Annotated in this window: 12 protein-coding genes, 1 tRNA gene and 2 pseudogenes; 5 read left to right on the forward strand and 10 right to left on the reverse strand. The window is 68.7% G+C overall.

All coding sequences use genetic code 11. The features are described from left to right. Positions 1 to 488: pseudogene (locus tag QZV81_RS04060) on the forward strand (NADP-dependent phosphogluconate dehydrogenase); the annotation flags it as partial. 9 nt (positions 489 to 497) lie between these two features. Here the strand turns inward: QZV81_RS04060 and QZV81_RS04065 are convergent. Beyond that, positions 498 to 1,508: a magnesium and cobalt transport protein CorA gene (locus QZV81_RS04065; protein WP_292832899.1), complete on the reverse strand. Its 1,011-nt coding sequence runs from the start codon at positions 1,506 to 1,508 to the stop codon at positions 498 to 500. A gap of 103 nt (positions 1,509 to 1,611) precedes the next feature. Here QZV81_RS04065 and QZV81_RS04070 point away from each other — a divergent pair, with 103 nt between their 5' ends. Both QZV81_RS04070 and QZV81_RS04075 read left to right on the forward strand, forming a co-directional pair. After that, a complete protein-coding gene (locus tag QZV81_RS04070) occupies positions 1,612 to 2,346 on the forward strand; it encodes a response regulator transcription factor (protein WP_292832902.1) in 735 nt (244 codons plus the stop codon). Next, the gene (locus QZV81_RS04075; protein WP_292832905.1) at positions 2,343 to 3,848 is read left to right on the forward strand and encodes a HAMP domain-containing sensor histidine kinase; all 1,506 of its coding nucleotides are present in this window, start codon (positions 2,343 to 2,345) and stop codon (positions 3,846 to 3,848) included. Before QZV81_RS04070 ends, QZV81_RS04075 begins: the two co-directional genes overlap by 4 nt. A gap of 37 nt (positions 3,849 to 3,885) precedes the next feature. Here the strand turns inward: QZV81_RS04075 and QZV81_RS04080 are convergent, their stop codons facing one another. From QZV81_RS04080 to QZV81_RS04100, 5 genes are all read right to left on the reverse strand, one after another. Continuing rightward, the gene (locus tag QZV81_RS04080) at positions 3,886 to 5,448 is read right to left on the reverse strand and encodes a flavodoxin reductase (RefSeq protein WP_292832908.1); all 1,563 of its coding nucleotides are present in this window, start codon (positions 5,446 to 5,448) and stop codon (positions 3,886 to 3,888) included. Positions 5,449 to 5,525: 77 nt separating this feature from the next. Further along, entirely contained in the window at positions 5,526 to 8,225 is a 2,700-nt protein-coding gene (locus tag QZV81_RS04085; RefSeq protein ID WP_292832911.1) for an HAD-IC family P-type ATPase, read from the reverse strand. Between the two features lie 41 nt (positions 8,226 to 8,266). Further along, positions 8,267 to 9,301: a ribose-phosphate diphosphokinase gene (locus QZV81_RS04090; protein WP_292832914.1), complete on the reverse strand. Its 1,035-nt coding sequence runs from the start codon at positions 9,299 to 9,301 to the stop codon at positions 8,267 to 8,269. Further along, positions 9,276 to 10,748: a bifunctional UDP-N-acetylglucosamine diphosphorylase/glucosamine-1-phosphate N-acetyltransferase GlmU gene (glmU, locus tag QZV81_RS04095; RefSeq protein WP_292832917.1), complete on the reverse strand. Its 1,473-nt coding sequence runs from the start codon at positions 10,746 to 10,748 to the stop codon at positions 9,276 to 9,278. The genes QZV81_RS04090 and glmU overlap by 26 nt, the downstream gene beginning before the upstream one ends. A gap of 1 nt (position 10,749) precedes the next feature. Then, positions 10,750 to 10,821, reverse strand: a tRNA-Gln gene (locus tag QZV81_RS04100). Between the two features lie 96 nt (positions 10,822 to 10,917). Here QZV81_RS04100 and QZV81_RS04105 point away from each other — a divergent pair. Beyond that, a complete protein-coding gene (locus tag QZV81_RS04105) occupies positions 10,918 to 11,415 on the forward strand; it encodes a MarR family transcriptional regulator (RefSeq protein WP_292832920.1) in 498 nt (165 codons plus the stop codon). On the opposite strand, the gene QZV81_RS10525 is transcribed toward QZV81_RS04105, so the two are convergent. From QZV81_RS10525 to QZV81_RS04115, 3 genes and pseudogenes are all read right to left on the reverse strand, one after another. Beyond that, on the reverse strand, positions 11,335 to 11,583 hold the full coding sequence (locus QZV81_RS10525) for a hypothetical protein (protein WP_363331585.1): 249 nt from the start codon (positions 11,581 to 11,583) through the stop codon (positions 11,335 to 11,337). The two genes, QZV81_RS04105 and QZV81_RS10525, sit on opposite strands and share 81 nt — an antisense overlap. Positions 11,584 to 11,617: 34 nt before the next feature. Then, positions 11,618 to 13,314 (reverse strand): annotated as a pseudogene (locus tag QZV81_RS04110) (FAD-dependent oxidoreductase). Positions 13,315 to 13,455: 141 nt separating this feature from the next. Continuing rightward, positions 13,456 to 13,941 (reverse strand): DUF2231 domain-containing protein, encoded by a 486-nt coding sequence (locus tag QZV81_RS04115; RefSeq protein ID WP_292832923.1) that lies wholly within the window; start codon positions 13,939 to 13,941, stop codon positions 13,456 to 13,458. Between the two features lie 224 nt (positions 13,942 to 14,165). Between QZV81_RS04115 and QZV81_RS04120 the strand changes: the two genes are divergently transcribed. Beyond that, the gene (locus QZV81_RS04120) at positions 14,166 to 16,055 is read left to right on the forward strand and encodes a heavy metal translocating P-type ATPase (RefSeq protein ID WP_292832926.1); all 1,890 of its coding nucleotides are present in this window, start codon (positions 14,166 to 14,168) and stop codon (positions 16,053 to 16,055) included. A gap of 21 nt (positions 16,056 to 16,076) precedes the next feature. Here the strand turns inward: QZV81_RS04120 and QZV81_RS04125 are convergent, their stop codons facing one another. Next, positions 16,077 to 17,879: an ABC-F family ATP-binding cassette domain-containing protein gene (locus QZV81_RS04125; protein WP_292832929.1), complete on the reverse strand. Its 1,803-nt coding sequence runs from the start codon at positions 17,877 to 17,879 to the stop codon at positions 16,077 to 16,079. Positions 17,880 to 17,943 lie beyond the last annotated feature (64 nt).

Consider the following 17,943-nt stretch of genomic DNA (forward strand, 5'->3'; position numbering starts at 1 on the left):
TCGAACAGGTGCGTCTCGCGCTCTACGCGTCGAAGATCGTCGCGTACTCGCAGGGATTCGATGAGATCCGCGCCGGAGCCGCCCAGTACGGCTGGGACCTCGACCTCGGCGCCATCAGCCGCATCTGGCGCGGCGGCTGCATCATTCGCGCGCAGTTCCTGAACCGCATCGCGGAAGCCTATGCGATCGAGCCGGAGTTGCCGGTCCTCCTGAGCGCACCCTACTTCGTCGAGGCCCTGGGCCGAGCCCAGGATTCCTGGCGCGAGATCGTGCAGGTCGCCGCCGGCTCCGGCATCCCCGCCCCCGCGTTCAGCTCGTCGCTGGCGTACTATGACGGGCTGCGGGCGACGCGCCTGCCGGCCGCCCTCATTCAGGGACAACGCGACTTCTTCGGCGCTCACACGTATCGGCGCACCGACGCGCCCGGCGCGTTCCATACCCTGTGGTCCGGCGACCGGACCGAGGTCGCAGCCGAGGACACCCACTGAGCCTGCGGGCTACAGCCAGTCGTTCTTCTTGAACACGAAGTAGAGGCCCGCACTGACGGCGACCATCAGCGCGAGCGCGAACGGATAGCCCCAGGCCCAGTCCAGCTCGGGCAGCACACGGAAGTTCATTCCGTAGATGCCGGCGATCAGCGTCGGCGCAAAGCCGATGGCCGCCCACGACGAGATCTTCTTCACCTGGTCGTTCTGTTGGATGCTCGTCTCGGTCATCGCCTTCATCTGCTCGTTGCGACGTTGCTCGACCATCGTTGCGTGGATGCTGAGCGCACTGTCGAGCGTCTGACGAAAACCGGTCACACGACCCTCCACGTACCGCGCGCGATCGGTCACCTCGCGAAACGCCGACTCGCTGCGGCTGCCGCTCTGCGCGGACAGCGCGCTCAGGCGATCGAGAATGTCCGGGAGCGGGGCGGTCGCATGCTGCAGGTCGATCACCTCGCGCTGAAGCGCGAAGATGCGCCGTGACACGCCCGGATGCTCGCCGAACAGCTCCTCCTCGATCTCGTCGATGTCGTTCTCAACGCCGTCGAGAACGACGCGGTACCCGCGGGTGACGTACTCCGTGAGCACCCACACGACTCCCAGCGCCCCGTTCGAGAAGATCTCCGGATGCTTTTCCAGCCTCGCGCTCACCTGGTCCAGATCGACCTGCGGCGTGCGCGCGATCACGACGACGAGATGGGCGGCGGCGAAGACGTCGACCTCGTCGCACCGGACGCTCTCGGTCGCATCGTCATAGCGGGCGGGCTGAAGCACGACGAACAGGTCCTCGCCGTACTTCTCGAACTTCGACCGCTGATGGCCGCGCAATGCCTCCACGACCCCGAGACGGTTCAGCCCCAGCTCGGATCCGAGCGCGCGTACCTCGTCGTCGGTCGCTCCGGTCACCGCGATCCAGGCCAGGCCACCCGCGGCACGCGCCTCGGCGAGGGCTTCGACGGGCGCCGCTTCGGCGCCCACGGGCTTTCCGTCGACGTAGACGACGGTGTGAACGACGGCCATGCTGCAACACTAGGGCGCCGCGAGGACGTCATCGCGCATGATTCACAGCCTCTGCATAGGCTCAGTCGCGGGCGCTCCAAAGATTGGTCGCCACAATGGGTACATGACCGCTCTCGCCGCCGCGCCCGCTCTCCACCGCCCCGACGGATCGGCACTGCGCGTGCTCGTCGTGGACGACGAGCAGATGCTGACCGATCTGCTGTCGATGGCGCTGCGCATGGAAGGCTGGGAAGTCCGCACCGCCGGATCGGGATTCGACGCGCTGACCGTGGCCCGCGAGTTCGATCCCGACGCCGTCGTCCTCGACATCATGATGCCCGACCTCGACGGCATGGCGGTGCTGCAGCGCCTGCGGCACTCGGGCAACGATGTGCCCGTCCTGTTCCTGACCGCGAAGGATGCCGTCTCCGATCGCGTCGCCGGGCTCACCGCGGGGGGTGACGACTACGTCACCAAGCCCTTCAGCCTCGAAGAAGTGGTCGCGCGCCTGCGCGGACTCATGCGCCGCGCCGGCAACGCCACGGCGGGCGGGGACGATCCTTTCCTACGGGTCGGCCCGCTGACTTTGAACGAGGACTCGCACGAAGTCGAGCGCGACGGCGCTGGGATCGAACTGACCGCGACGGAGTTCGAGCTCTTGCGCTTCCTCATGCGCAATCAGCGTCGCGTCGTCTCGAAGGCGCAGATCCTCGACCGCGTCTGGAACTACGACTTCGGCGGACGCTCGAGCGTCGTGGAACTCTACATCTCATACCTGCGCAAGAAGATCGACGCCGGCCGTGATCCCCTCATCCACACGGTGCGCGGTGTCGGCTACATGATCAAAGCCCCTCAATGAGCGACGCGCCGGGGCCTCGCCGACGACGTCGATGGACCCTCCAGACGCGCCTGATCGTCACCGTCGTCTCACTCGTCGCGCTGATCGTGCTCGCCGTGGGACTCGCGACGGGTGCGATCCTGCGGACCATCATGGTCGACAACCTCGATGCCCAAGTCACCAGCGCCGCGGCGGGGATCAGGATCACGCCCGGGAGCACAGCGGAAGAGGTCCTGTCGGTCGGACGCCAGCAACTCGGAACGCTGCTCGTGCTGAATGTGTCGGGTGAGACGACGGGTGCCGTCGTCTCCGAGAGCGATGTGGTGGCGACCCTCACTGAGTCGCAGATCGAGCAGATCGTGCCGGATGTCGACCCGGCCGGTCTCGGGTCTGTCACCGTGCCGGGCTACGGCGAGTACCGCATCAGGATGGAGACCACGCCGAGCGGGTACTTCGCCCTTCTCGGCCTTCCCACCTCCGAGCTGACATCGACCGTGACGCAGATCCTCACCACCGTCGCGCTCGTCACCAGCGGCGGTCTGCTGCTCCTCGCGGCCGTGATCGCACTCGTGATCCGCCGCTCCCTCAAGCCCTTGCGCTCCGTCGCCGACACCGCCGCGCGAGTCGCGGCACAGCCGCTGGACTCGGGTGATGTGACCATCACCGAGCGCGTATCAGCGTCAGAGGCCGACGACTCCGACGAGATCGGTCGGGTCGGCGCGGCGCTGAACACACTGCTCGATCACGTCGACACCTCGCTCGCGGCGCGCCAGCGCAATGAAGAGCGGATGCGGTCGTTCGTCGCCGACGCGAGCCACGAACTGCGCACGCCGCTCGCCGCCATCCGGGGATACTCCGAACTGTCCCTGCGGGCTCTGAGCCTCGGCAACGGTCCGCACGCGACGAAGGCGCAGATTGAGGAGAGCTCTCAGCACTCCCAGCACGCACTCGAGCGGATCCAGGCGGCATCCCTGCGGATGACGACGCTCGTGGAGGATCTGCTGCTCCTGGCGCGGCTGGATGAGGGCAAGGAACTCGTCTACGGTGCGGTCGACCTCACGCGCGTCGCGGTCGATTCGGTCGCTGATGCGCAGGCGGCCGGCCCGGGCCACGAGTGGATCATCGAGGCGGGCGAAGAGCCCGTCATCGTCGCGGGAGATGCCGTGCGCCTCCACCAGGTGGTGGCGAATCTGCTCGCGAACGCCCGCGTGCACACGCCCGACGGCACGCGTGTCACGACGACCGTGCGGGTGGAGGGGAACGAGGCGGTGCTCCGCGTGGCCGACGACGGTCCGGGGATCGATCCCGGCGTCGCCGATGAGCTGTTCGAGCGCTTCGCGCGCGCCGACACGTCGCGGACCCGCCAGACCGGGGGTACGGGCCTCGGCCTCTCCATCGCGAAGGCGATCGCCACTGCCCACCATGGGACGCTGTCGGTCTCGAGCGTCCCGGGCGCGACAGCGTTCGAGGTGCGCCTTCCCGCACGACCGGAGACCCCTGCATCCGCAGCCCCCGCGCCGTGAGCCCGGAACGGGTCCTGGCGCGGACCACCGGCGTGGTTCAGTACCCCGCGAAGGCGTCGGTCGTCAAGCCACGAGCGTGCTCGAGCGCGGGCGCGAGGTCCGCGATCAAGCCGGGCGGACCCGAGATGTAGGCGTGCCGCGACGCGAGATCGGGAACCACGCGCTGCAGGCCCTCGGCATCGAGTCGCACCCCTTCGGCCCAGCGCCAGTGCGACGGAAGGGCGGTCGGCTCATCGCGGGTGAAGACGATCACCGGGATGCCCGCTCGCTCGAGATCGTGGCGGAACGCGAGTTCCTCTGCACCCGAGGCGACGTAGACGAACACGACGTCGCGTGCGCCTCCCGATAAGCGCAGGTGGCGAAGCTGCGACACGAACGGGGTCACGCCGATGCCGGCGGCCACCAGGAGCACGGGTGTCTCGGGGTTGCGGGGCAGCACGAAGTCTCCCCAGATGCCCGTGACGGACAGCCTGCGACCCGGTTCGATCTCGGCGAGGGCCTGCTTATAGGTCGATTGCGATCCGCGCCGCATGGCGATCTTCACGACGGGCAGCTCCTCGGGAGCCGAGACGATGCTGAACTCACGGCGCGTGCCCCGCGCGTCAGCGTGCGGGTGCGGCACCTCGAGCTCGAGATACTGTCCGGCCTCGAACCGCAGCCTCCGGCTGGCGCGAAACGAGAGCTCCTCGACGCTCGGGGTCAGCGACTCACGGCCCACGAACGTCAGCTGCAGGCGCGCGCGTGTGGCATACGCGAACGCGAAGGCGACGACGTTGCCGATCACGACGGCCGCTTCCGGACCGAGAACCAACGGCCCAAGGGTCAGCGGCGCCCCCGCGAGAACGCCCACGACCACCGCGACGACGAACTGCTGCCAGCGGCGAGGCGGCTGTGTCAGCGGCTCGGAGAACATGAACGCGGCGAGAAAGAAGAACGGCGAAGACCACAGCACGCTCGAGATCACCGTGGCCACGTCGACTGCGGCACCGGCCCCGTTGTAGACGAGAGCGACGCGCGCGAGATTGACCGACAACGCGACGACGAGGAAGAGCGCCACCGGGCGGAGTTTGCCTGCGCGGGCGACGACCAGGAATCCGAGCACGATCACCGGGAGCGCAAGCGCGGGTGCACCGACCCACCAGCCGGCCGCGCCGAGTCCCTGGGCCCCGCTCAGGAGCGTCACGACCGACAGAGCCGACGCACCGAAAGCGGCGGGGTTGACGATGTGCCGCCCCCGCCACGCCAGGACATACTTGGAGCCCGAGGCGAGCGCACCGGCGATCGCCACGCCCATGAGCCCGGTCGGTTCCGCGGTCGGGTAGAGCACGAACATCAGGATGCCGGCGGTGATGAGCGAGGACTCGATACGCCATGTCCGCCGGGTGAGGCGCTGGCCGACGGCGTCGACGGCGACGCAGACGGCGTTGAGCACCACGAATGTCGCCAGCAGCGCCGGGGCCGAGGGCGCGACTCGGTCGAACAGTGCCAGCACGAGCGATAGGAGGGTCAGGATGCTGAGGGCGACCAGCACCAGGCGATACGTCGACAGACGGCCGACGATAGCGAGCAGTCGGTTCCACTGCGCAGTCACAAAAGTCATCAATGTCCAAACTATCGCTGGGCGAACAGGTCCGAGCCGCCGTCGCGATCGACGGCGCGCCCCCACCCGCGCGGTTCTTACTCGGCGCGCCGCCGCACGGCTTTGAGCGCCTCGATGACCGCGAAGAGCCCCACCGAGAACACGACAGGGAGCAGCCATCCGATCAGATCCAGCGGCTCCGAGCCGAACAGGGCGTTCATGAACGGGACGTACGTGTAGATGAGCTGCAGGGCGATCAGGGCGATCGCCGACCACCAGACCACTCGGTTGCCGCGCAGCACCGCCATCGTGAAGCTGGACTGGCTCAGGAAGCGGCAGTTGAACAGATACGCCAGCTGCCCGAGCGCCAGCATCAGGACCGACTCGGTGCGGGCGACGTCGAGGTCCACTCCGCGCGCCACTGAGATCCCGAAGACCGCGAGCGTCGCACCACCGATCAGGAACGACACAAGCAGAACGAACCCGATCTCGCGGCCCGCGATGATCGATCCACCGGCCGCACGCGGCTTGCGCTGCATGATTCCCCGCTCCGCGGGCTCATACGCGAGCGCGAGCGAGAGGGTGACGGCCGTCACCATGTTGATCCAGAGGACCTGAACCGGCGTCAGGGGGAGCGTGAGACCGAAGACGACGGCCACGAGGATCACGAGCGACTGTGCACCATTGGTGGGAAGGAGGAACACGATCGACTTGCGCAGGTTGTCGTAGATGCGGCGCCCTTCGGCGATCGCGCTGCGGATCGTTGCGAAGTTGTCGTCGGCGAGCACGATCTCGGCGGCCTCCTTCGTCGCCTCGGTGCCCTTGATGCCCATCGCGATGCCGATGTCGGCGCGGGTGAGCGCGGGGGCGTCATTGACGCCGTCACCTGTCATCGCGACGACTTCACCGTGCGACTGCAGTGCCCGGACGATCCGGATCTTGTGCTCGGGACTCGTGCGCGCGTAGACGTCGACATCCTGGACGACGGCCTTCAACTGATCCTGACTGAGCTCCTCCAGCTCGCCTCCGGTGAGCACACGCACGTCGTTCCCGGAGTCCGCCGGCGGAATGAGCCCCATCTCACGCCCGATCGCGACGGCGGTTCCGGCGTGGTCACCCGTGATCATCTTCACCCGGATGCCGGCGGCGTGGCAGTCCGCGATGGCCGTGATCGCCTCGGGACGCGGCGGATCGACGATGCCCCAGAGGCCCAGGAACTCAAGATCTTCGAGGTCTTCGATCGTCATCTCCTCGGCGCGCGTGGGCTTGCGGGCCGCGGCGAGGACCCGAAGCCCCTGCGCGCTCAGCTCATCGACCGCCTCATCCCAGAAGGGGCGATCGAGTGACTCGGCACCGGCCGCACCGCGCTGAGTGAGCGCGCGGTCCAGCAGACGGTCGGGAGCGCCCTTGACGAGAATGGCCCGGGAGCCGTCGGCGGCCTCGTTGAGCGTCGCCATGAACTTGTTCGCCGAGTCGAAAGGCACGACCCCCACGCGCCGGGTGCCCTCGCGCTGCGCTCCCCCCTTCATCGCGACGACCTTCAGGGCCCCTTCAGTCGGCTCCCCCACGAGCGCCCAACGCCCCTCCTCGCCGGCGGTGATGTGAGCGTCGTTGCAGAGGTCGGCGACGGCCAGAATCGCGGCGAGATCGCCGCCACCCGCCGGGGTGATCGCCCCGGCGGGGTCGTAGCCGAGCCCCGCGACGTCGTAGCGACCGAGCGGCGTGATGATCGTGCGGACGGTCATCTCGTTCTTCGTCAGCGTGCCGGTCTTGTCCGAGCACACGGTCGTGACCGAACCGAGTGCCTCGACGGCGGGCAGTTTGCGGATGATGGCATTGCGGCGCGCCATCTGCTGCACGCCGATCGCAAGCGTGATCGTGACCAGCGCCGGAAGCCCCTCGGGGATGGCGGCGACGGCGAAGCCGATCGTCGCCGAGATGAGCTCGGGGAACGGCATCCCGTGCAGATATCGGCCGATGACCATCATGACCATCGCCATGCCGAGGATGACGAGGGTGAGCACCTTGCCGAACGAATCGAGCTGCTTCGTCAACGGCGTCGCGAGGCTTCCCGCCTCGCCGACGAGCGCCTGGATCTTGCCGATTTCCGTGTTCGCGCCGATGCCGGTGACGATCCCGCGTCCTTGGCCTGCCGACACGATGGTTCCCGAGAACGCCATCGATGTGCGATCGCCGACGCCGGAATCCTCCGGCACCGGGTCGAGACTCTTCGACGAAGGTACGGATTCACCCGTCAGCGCGGCCTCATCGATGCGCAACTGGGTCGCCGCCGTCAGTCGGATATCGGCGGGGACCCTGTCGCCGGGCATGAGCCGCACCAGGTCGCCGGGCACGAGCTCTGCCGCCGCGATCGTGGTCCACGCGCCACCCCGCCTCACGGTCGCGTCGGCCGAGAGCATGCCACGGATGCCGGCGAGCGCCTTCTCGGCGCGACCCTCCTGGACGTAGCCGATGACGGCGTTGATGACGGCGACGGCGATGATGACCCAGAAGTCGAGCCAGTCCCCCATGACCGCTTTGATGGCCGCGGCGCCCAGGAGGATGAAGATCAGCGTGTCGTTGAAGTGTCCGAGAAAGCGCAGCCAGGCCGGTGTGCGCTTCGGGTCCGGCAGCAGGTTGGGCCCGACGACCGCGTGTCGAGCGGCGGCATCGTCGTGTGCGAGCCCGGCGGCGCCGGTGCGCAACCCCCGCTGGACCGCGTCGACGTCGAGTGCGTAGGGACGAGAGAGGGTCAGATCGGCATCGGTCAGGGGGACGAGTGCGGGCGATGCGGCCATGCCGCGATCCTACGCGGAGGCTCGGGGGCGCGGCGCCCCGCTCAGGCGGCGCCGTCGAACATGCTCGTGACGGAGCCGTCCTCGAAGACTTCCCTGATGGCGCGAGCGAGCAACGGCGCGATCGGCAGGATCGTGAGCCCCGGGAAGCGCTTCTCCGGCGGCACCGGTACGGTGTCGGTCACGACGACCTCGTCGATCGACTGGTCCTGCAGGCGCTGTGTCGCCGGGTCGCTGAAGATCGCGTGCGTCGCCGCCACGATCACCCGCTCAGCGCCGCTCGCCTTGAGCGCCTGCGCAGCCTTCACGATCGTGCCACCCGTGTCGATCATGTCGTCCACGAGCAGGCATACCCTCCCGTCGACGTGCCCGACGATCTCGTTGACCGTCACCCGGTTGGCGACATTCGGGTCGCGGCGCTTGTGGATGATCGCGAGCGGCGCACTCAGACTGTCTGACCACTGGTCGGCCACGCGCACGCGGCCGGTGTCCGGCGAGACGACCGTGAGCTTGGCGCGGTCTTCGGGCGACAGGCTCGTCTGGAAGTAGTCCAGCAGCACGGGCTTCGCAAACAGGTGATCGACGGGTCCGTCGAAGAAGCCCTGGATCTGCGCGGCGTGCAGATCGACGCTCATGACCCGGTCCGCGCCCGCCGTCTTCAGGAGATCCGCAACGAGGCGGGCGCTGATCGGCTCGCGCCCTCGCCCCTTCTTGTCCTGACGCGAGTACGGATAGTACGGAGCCACCACCGTGATCCGCTTCGCCGAGGCGCGTTTGGCGGCATCCAGCATGATGAGCAGCTCCATCAGCCACTCGTTGACCGGCGGGCCGAACGACTGGATCAGGAACGCGTCGCAACCTCGGATCGAGACCTCGAAGCGCGTGAGGATCTCACCCGAAGCGAAGGTGCGGTGCTCGGTCGGGACGAGATCCATCTCGAGTTCGGCCGCGACATCGCGGGAGAGGTCGGGGTGCGAGCTGCCGCTGGCGATGACCAGCCGCTTCTTCGTCTTGGCGACCAGACCCGGCGCGATTCCGCGCGCGACATCCAGGTCAACCGTGTGATTCTTGCGCCCCATCGTCCGCTTTCTGTGCGGACCGGGCGCGGGCTGCAGCCTGTGCAGCACCCGTCCCCGGTCGGTGATCCTCGACCCACCCCTCGACATTGCGCTGAGGGGCGACGCTCACAGCGAGCGCACCGGCCGGGACGTCCTTGCGGATGACCGCTCCGGCGCCTGTCTTCGCGCCTTCCCCCAGCCTAACGGGCGCGACGAAGACGTTGTGCGAGCCGGTGTGGACCTCGTCGCCGATCTCGGTGCGGTGCTTCGCGAGATCGTCGTAGTTCGCCGTGATCGCGCCGGCGCCGAGGTTGACGTGGCGCCCGATCGTCGTGTCGCCGACATAGGACAGGTGCGGGACCTTGCTGCCCTCGCCGATGATCGAGTTCTTCGTCTCGACGAACGTGCCGATCTTGCCAGCGGCGAACAGCTGCGTGCCGGGGCGGACGTAGGCGAAGGGCCCTACCGACGTATCAGGGCCGAAGACGGCGAGCGTCGCGTCTGCCCGGCGGATGACGGCGCGTTCGCCGACTTCGCAGTCGACGAGGGTCGTGTCCGGTCCGATCACAGCGCCCGTCGCGATGACCGTCGAACGCAGGATGTGCGTGTTCGGCAGCACGGTGACATCGGGTGCGAGGGTCGCCGTCACGTCGATCCACGTGGTGTCGGGGTCTTGTATCGTGGCGCCCTGAAGCTGCCAGTGCCGCACCGTCCGGGCGTTCAGCGCACGGCCGGCCTCGGACAGCTGCACGCGGTCGTTGACTCCGAGCGTCAACGACACATCGGGGGTGACGGATGCCGCGACCTCGAGCGCGTCCGCGCGGAGCAGCCCGATCACATCGGTCAGGTACTTCTCGCCCTGCGCATTGGAGACGCCGACCCGGCTGAGGCACCCGCGGAGTTCGGGCGCCCGGAACACGTACACCCCCGCGTTGATCTCGCGGACAGCGGCCTCGTCGGCCAGCGCATCCCTCTGCTCGACGATCCGCGTCACTCTTCCGTTCGCGCCGCGAAGGATGCGGCCGTAACCGGTCGGGTCGTCCACGACCGCGGTGAGCAGAGTCGCCGCGGCGACGGCCTCGCGGTGCGAGCGCAGCAGTTCGGCGAGGATGCCGGCATCCAAGAGCGGCACGTCGCCGCTCAGGACAAGCACGTCGCCGGCGAACTCGGGGATCTCGGCGAGAGCGACCTCGACGGCGCGTCCCGTGCCGGGGACCTCATCCTGGTCGACGATGACCACCTCGGGCGCGACACCGAGGACGGCCTCGGCAACCTGGTCGCGCTCGTGCCGCACGACGACCAGAACGTGCGCCGGAGCGAGGCCCCGCGCGGTGTCGAGCACATGCTCCACGAGAGGGAGCCCGCCGATGCGATGCAGCACCTTCGGCAGCGCCGACTTCATCCGCGTGCCCTCGCCGGCGGCGAGGATGACGACAGCCAGAGCCTCATCCCGTGTGTTGTGCGTCATGCTCCGCCGCCAGGATTCGAACCTAGACCGAACAGCTCCAAAGGCTGCCGTGCTGCCATTACACTACGGCGGATCGCGGAGCCTGCCCGGTGGCGCAGACCGCCCGACCAGTCTGCCACGGCCACGCCGTTCGCCCGGTGCGCGCACGGCAATCGACGATAATGGGGCCATGGGCAGTGAGCACGACGAGGTCGACCGGATCGTCGACGCATGGAGAGCGCAACGCCCCGATCTCGACTTCGCCCCCCTCGGTGTCCTCTCGCGCGTCGATCGGCTCTCGCGACATCTCGACCGTGCTCGACGCGAGGCGTTTCGCCGCAGCGACCTCGAGCCATGGGAGTGGGATGTGCTGTCGGCGCTCCGCCGTGCCGGTGAACCGTTCCAGCTGAGCCCGAAGCAGCTGCTCCAGCAGACTCTGGTCTCGAGCGGCACGATGACCAACCGGATCGATCGCCTCGTCGGTCGCCGGCTGGTGCACCGTGAGGCGGATCCCGGAGACGGTCGCAGCGTCCTGGTCACGATGACGGAAGACGGCCGCACCCGCGTGGATGCCGCCATCACCCGTCTGGTCGATGCCGAGACCGAGCTACTGTCGGTGCTCCCGCGGGCCGATCGCGAGCGGCTGGCCGGGCTGCTGCGGAAGCTCAGTCTCGGCTTCGACTCCTGAGCGCTGCCGTTCAGGTGGCGCGCTCCGGAGCAGATCCGCCGGGCGCCACCCCGTCGCAGCGCCCACCGCCAGCACCACGGCGATGATCCCCGCGGGGATCGCCGACCAGGGCGTCGCCAGGTTGCTCAGGGCGTACGACGCCGCGATGACAGCCAGGACGGCCCGCATCGTGCGGTCGGCGGGAGTGCGTCCGCACGCTCCGCTAGACACGTGCCGGCACCCCGCCCTCGAGCACCGCTGCCGCGCGGTCGCCGAGCACCGCTCGAAGGGTCAGCATGCCTCCCGACAACGACGCGGAGTCGAACCCCGCCTGGACGAGCACACGGTGAGCGATCGCGGAGCGCACGCCCGACTGACACAGCACCCGGACGGGACGTCCCTGGGATGCATCCCGGACCTCACCCAGCCGCGCACGAAGCTCGGTGTGGGGAATATTGAGCACGTCCGGCAGGTGCCCGGACGCGAACTCGTCGGGTCTGCGCACGTCGAGGATGAACGCACTCTCGGTCACGGCGTCGAGATCCTGCGCATACCAGAGCGACAGGGTGCCGTTCATGAGGTTTTCGCCCACCATGCCGACCATGTTCACGGGGTCCTTCGCCGATCCGTAGGGCGGCGCGTACGCAAGGTCGAGATCGATCAGCTCGTCGACCGTCCAGCGCGCGCGGATCGCCGTCGCGAGGACGTCGATACGCTTGTCGACGCCCTCGGCGCCGACGGCCTGTGCGCCCAGGATGAGGCCGTCCGCCGCTTGCACGTGGATGACCAGGTGGATCTGCTCGGCGCCCGGGAAGTAGCCCGCGTGGTGGCCGGGGTGCAGGTGCAGCGTGTGGAAGAGGATGCCCGCGCTGTCGAGGGCTGCGCGGTTGGCTCCGGTCAGGGCTGCGGTTGTGCCGCCGACTCGCACGATCGCGGTGCCCACAGGCTGCGGAATCGGCCGCGCTGTGTCCGGCCGAAGGATGGCATCGGCGACAAGGCGCCCCGCGCGGTTGGCGGGGCCGGCGAGCGCAACCGGACGACGGGCGCCGGTGGTGGCGTCCGTCGACACCGTCGCATCGCCGACGGCGTAGACGTCGGGAAGTGACGTACGGCCGTGATCGTCGACGACCATGGCACCGCGCTCGCACGCGACTCCGGCGGCCTCGAACACAGCGGTGTCCGGGCGCACGCCGACCGACAGCACGACCAGATCGGCTTCCAGCCGCGATCCGTCTCCGAGTTCGACGACGTCGTGGTCGTCGCCGGACTCGATCATCGTCGCGGCGACACCGGGACGCACATCGACGCCGATCCGACGCAGCTCGTCCGTCACGAGCGCCGCGAGCTCGTCTTCGAACGGCGGGAGGACATGGGGGGCGAACTCCACGATCGTCGTGTGCAGCCCCTGGTGCGCGAGGGCTTCGGCCGCTTCGATGCCGATGAAGCCGGCTCCCAGCACGACCGCACGGCGTGCACCCGTCTCGACGCGGTCGCGCAGAGCGATCGCATCCTCAATCGTTCGCAGCGTCTGCAGCCGCGGCGAGTCGAGACCGGAGATCGGCGGGCGCGCCGCCTCCGCGCCCGGAGCGAGAATCAGCGCATCGTACGAGATGCGACTCTCGACGCCGTCCGAGACGACGGTGACGGTTCTGGCCGACGCATCCAGCCCGATGACGTCGTGGCCCGTGCGCACGTCGAGATCGAGCGCCGCCTTCAGCGACGCGGGCGTCTGCACCAGGAGGGCGTCGCGGTCGGCGATCTCGCCGCCGACGTAGTAGGGCAAGCCGCAGTTCGCGAACGACACGTGCGCTCCCCGCTCGAGCACGATGATCTCCGCGGTTTCGTCGAGTCGGCGCGCACGCGCGGCGGCGCTCATCCCACCGGCGACCCCACCGACGACGACGATCCTCACGCGTTCACCTCGGCGGCCTGCGTCTCGGCGGCAACCTGCGCGCCCGCCCGGGATGCCGTGTCGACGGTCGAAGTGAGGTCCGCTAGAGTGGTGTCTCGGTTTGTCATGCGCCCAGCATACCCCTAGGGGTATCTTGAAGCGGAACCCCGCTACTGCCAGACGGCGCGAGCGCCCGTGTCGCCCACGATCACCATGGCCACGATCGCGAACAGCCCGGCGAGCGTGAGCAGGACAGAGACCGCGACTGACACCGTTCGGATGCGACGGGGATCGGTCACTCTCGCCGCGGCTCGGCCCGGGCGCGGACGGACGAAGAAGCGAAGCCAGGCCCATTGCGCCCACGCTCCGGCGAGCAGCACGAAGGCGCCCACCACCGCGATATCCGCGATCTCGGCGTGGGCCATCACAGCGGCCGTCTGGGTGACCTGGGTCTCGAGAGCCTCACCCGACTCCTTGGTGAGCAACGCAGCGACGAGGGCCGCGGTCGCGAGGATCGGAAAGACGATGCCGAGCCAGTCGCGCAGGCGCGGGATCCAGGCGGCAGCGATGGCCAGAAGCCCCACGATCGGCACCGAGACGACCGCCGCATGGACGAAGAGGGGATGCAGGGGAAGATCGGCGAACAGCCAGGACACAGCAGACTCCTTCGATAGGACACGGCAGGGGGATCGGGATGCGACGCACCATGGACCGATGCAGCCGTGCAACGCTTTGTTCCGGTCTACCGCCTGGGATTCGTGCTCGCCAGCGAGGGGAGCCAAGCCTTATCGACGGCAATCGGGGCCGGCATCCGCAGGAGAACCGTGAGGCGTGGCTACCCTCGCTGGCCAAGACGGACCAACGCGAGTAGACCGGAGCCATGGCGCAATTCCGCTCCGCTGCTCGCAGGTACCCCTTCGTGGTGGCCACGCTCCTCGTCGCGCTTGCCGCTGGGGCGCTCAGCGCAAGTCCGTGGAGCGGCGCCAGCCCGTGGTTGCTGGCAGGCTTCGCTGTGCTGATGGCGGCGAGGTCGGCGTGGTCGATGGTGCGACAGCTGCGCCGCGGAACCTTCGGAATCGACATCCTCGCGGTCACGGCGATCGTCGCGTCGGTCTCCGTCGGCGAGTACTGGGCGGCGATCGTGATCGTGCTCATGCTCACCGGCGGGGAGGCGCTGGAAGACTATGCGGCGAACCGCGCCAAGCGGGACTTGACCGCGCTGCTCGCACGCGCCCCACAGCTCGGGCACCGCGTCCTGGCCGACGGGTCGACCGAGGATGTGCCGATCGAGGCGATCATGCCGGGGGACGAGGTTCTGGTCCGCGCCAACGAGGTCGTCCCGGTCGACGGCACCCTCGTGAGCGATCTCGGTGTCTTCGACGAGTCCTCACTCACCGGCGAGAGCCTGCCCGTCGAGCGGGCCGCCGGACAGGAGGTGCTCTCGGGCGGGGTCAACGGGCAGGCGGCGGTCGTGCTGGCAGTCACCCGTGCAGCCAAGGACAGCCAGTATCAGCAGATCGTCAGCCTGGTCGAATCCGCGGCGGCCAGTACCTCCCCGATGGTGCGTCTGGCCGACCGCATCGCGTTGCCGTTCACCGCGGTGGCCCTCGTGATCGCGGGTGCGGCGTGGCTGGTCTCGGGTGACCCGGTTCGGTTCGCTGAGGTACTGGTCGTCGCCACCCCGTGCCCGCTCATCATCGCCGCCCCGGTGGCCTTCATGGCCGGCATGAGCCGCTCGGCGAGGGAGGGCGCGATCGTCAAGAGCAGCGCCACGCTGGAGAAACTCCATCGCGCCCAGGCATTCGCGTTCGACAAGACCGGCACCCTCACGCAGGGCCGACCGAGCCTTGTCAAGGTGCTCCCGACCGGCGCTGTCGAGCCGGACGAGCTGTTGCGGCTGGCGGCCTCGGCAGAGCAGTTCTCGGCCCACATCCTGGCTGCCGCCGTCGTCACCTCCGCCACGGTGAAGGGGCTGATCCTCTCTGGTTCGACGGATGCCGAAGAGTCCACCGCGAACGGGGTCACGGCGGACATCGACGGCCACACCGTGGTCGTGGGCAAACGCACCTTCATCTCCGCGACGACGGGAGAGGAGATCCCGCGCGCGCCGCTGGAAAGCGGCGAACTGGCGGTCTATGTCGCGGTCGACGGCGCGGCCGCAGGTTCGCTGGTGTTCCGGGACGAGGTCCGCTCGAACTCGCGCACAACCGTCGACAGCCTGCGGGCTCAGGGCATCCGCCGGATCGTGATGCTCACGGGCGACGACCGCCCCACGGCGGAGCACGTCGCGACGAGCCTCGGCATCGACGATGTGCGGGCGAATTGCCTGCCCGTCGACAAAGTCAGCGTCGTCTCATCCATCGTCGAGCGTCCGGTCGTGATGGTCGGAGACGGCATCAACGATGCCCCGGTCCTGGCCGCGGCGGATGTCGGGATAGCGATGGGCGCTCGCGGATCGACGGCAGCCAGCGAATCCGCCGACATGGTGATCCTCCGCGACGACATCTCCCGCGTCGCGCGGGCACTCCTCGTGGGTCGCGAGACCGTCAACGTCGCGCTGCAGAGCATCTGGGTCGGAATCGGCCTCAGCGTGACTCTCATGATGATCGCCGCGGTCGGATTGCTCCCAGCCCTCATCGGCGCCTGGATGCAGGAGGGCGTGGACGTCGTCTCGATTCTCTGGGCGCTGCGCGCATCGACGGGCAGCAAGGAGGTTCAGCCTCTTGTCACCGCGACGCCGGCTGACCTCCCTCCGGTGGCTGTCCCTTGACGACGGACGTCCGCATCGCCGCTACTCGAGCAGGACGCTGAGCTCATACCAACGGCTCTCGAGCTCGTTCCCCTCCGCCTCGAGTCCACCGATGCGCTGCATTTCGCCGGCCAGGCCGACGTAGTCCGCCTGATCATGATCGGCGAGCGCCGCGCGTGCCGCGTCGATCTGCTGCCGAAGCTTGTCGAGCCGCCGTTCCACCGAGGCGAGCTCTTTCTGCGCGGCCCGGAGGTCCGCGCCGGCGAGCGCACGCTCTGAGCCGCCCGCGCTGCTCCCGGCAGACTCCGGCACCGGCGCGGCCGTCCGGTTCTGCACGGCACGCAGACGCAGGTACTCATCCACACCACCGGGCAGATGCCGCAGCCGCCCGTCGAGGATCGCGAACTGCTGGTCCGTGACGCGCTCGACGAAGTACCGGTCGTGCGAGACGACGATCAAGGTACCCGGCCATGAATCCAGCAGGTCCTCCATCGCGGCGAGCATGTCGGTATCCAGGTCGTTCGTCGGTTCGTCGAGCACCAGCAGGTTGGGCTGAGCGAGCAGGATGAGCAGGAGCTGCAGCCGCCGCTTCTGCCCACCGGAGAGGTCTTTCACCGGCGTCGAGAGCTGGGCGGACGAGAAGCCGAGCTGCTCGAGCAGCTGCGCAGGCGTCACGTCCCGCGCCTTGGAGCCGGAGCCGATCGTGTAACTGGTGCGGAGGCTCGCGATCACCACACGAACCGGGTCGCTCAGGTGCTCCTCGAGCTCGTCGAGGCGCTGGGTCAGGGTGGCGACCTTGACCGTCGTGCCGCGCTTGACCCGACCCGACGTCGGCAGGACGTCCCCGTCGATGAGCCCGAGCAGCGTCGACTTGCCCGCGCCGTTGACGCCCAGGATCCCGGTGCGCTCGCCCGGTGCGATCCGCCACTCCACGCCGCGCAGCACGGTCTTGTCGCCGTAGGCGACCGAGACATCGAGCAGGTCGACCACGTCCTTGCCGAGACGCGACACGGCGAGGGACTGCAATCGGGTCTTGTCACGGATTTCGGGTACGTCCTCGATGAGCTGGTTGGCCGCATCGATACGGAACTTGGGCTTGGCGGTCCGCGCCGGCGCGCCTCGCCGCAGCCAGGCCAGCTCCTTGCGGGCGAGGTTCTGACGTCGCTGCTCCGTTGCCGCCGCCATGCGGTCGCGCTCGACGCGCTGCAGGATGTATGCGGCGTAGCCGCCCTCGAACGCCTCCACGATCCGATCGTGCACTTCCCACGTCTGGGTGCACGCTTCGTCGAGGAACCACCGATCGTGGGTCACGACGAGCAGTCCACCCGCGTTCGCCGGCCATCGTCGCCTGAGATGCTCCGCGAGCCAGGCGATCCCCTCGACATCGAGGTGGTTGGTCGGCTCATCCAAGATGACCACGTCGTGATCTTCGACGAGCAACGCGGCCAGCGCGACGCGACGCCGCTGCCCTCCCGAGAGCGATCCGATCGGCGCGTCCCACCGGATCTCGCCGAGCAGGCCGGCGATCACGTCACGCGTCCGGGCGTCGCCGGCCCATTCGTGCTCCGCACGGTCATCGACGACCGCATGGCTGACCGTGTCGGCATCGTCGAGTGTGTCGGCCTGCTCGAGCACCCCGATCGTGACCCCACCGCGAACGGTGACCCGGCCGGAGTCCGGCTCGAGACGTCCCGCGAGCAGGCCGAGCAGCGAGGACTTGCCGTCGCCGTTGCGCCCGACGATGCCGATCCGATCGCCCTCGTTCACCCCGAGGGTCACGGATTCGAAGACGACCTTGGTGGGATATTCGAGGTGGAGGCTTTCAGCCCCGAGAAGATGTGCCATGTCGTGTCCAGGCTAGTGTCCTGCGCCGGTAGTTCGTTGGAGTAGTCGTTTCAGGGAGTCGAGG

The sequence above is a fragment of the Microbacterium sp. genome, assembly GCF_011620665.1.
Classification (GTDB): domain Bacteria; phylum Actinomycetota; class Actinomycetes; order Actinomycetales; family Microbacteriaceae; genus Microbacterium.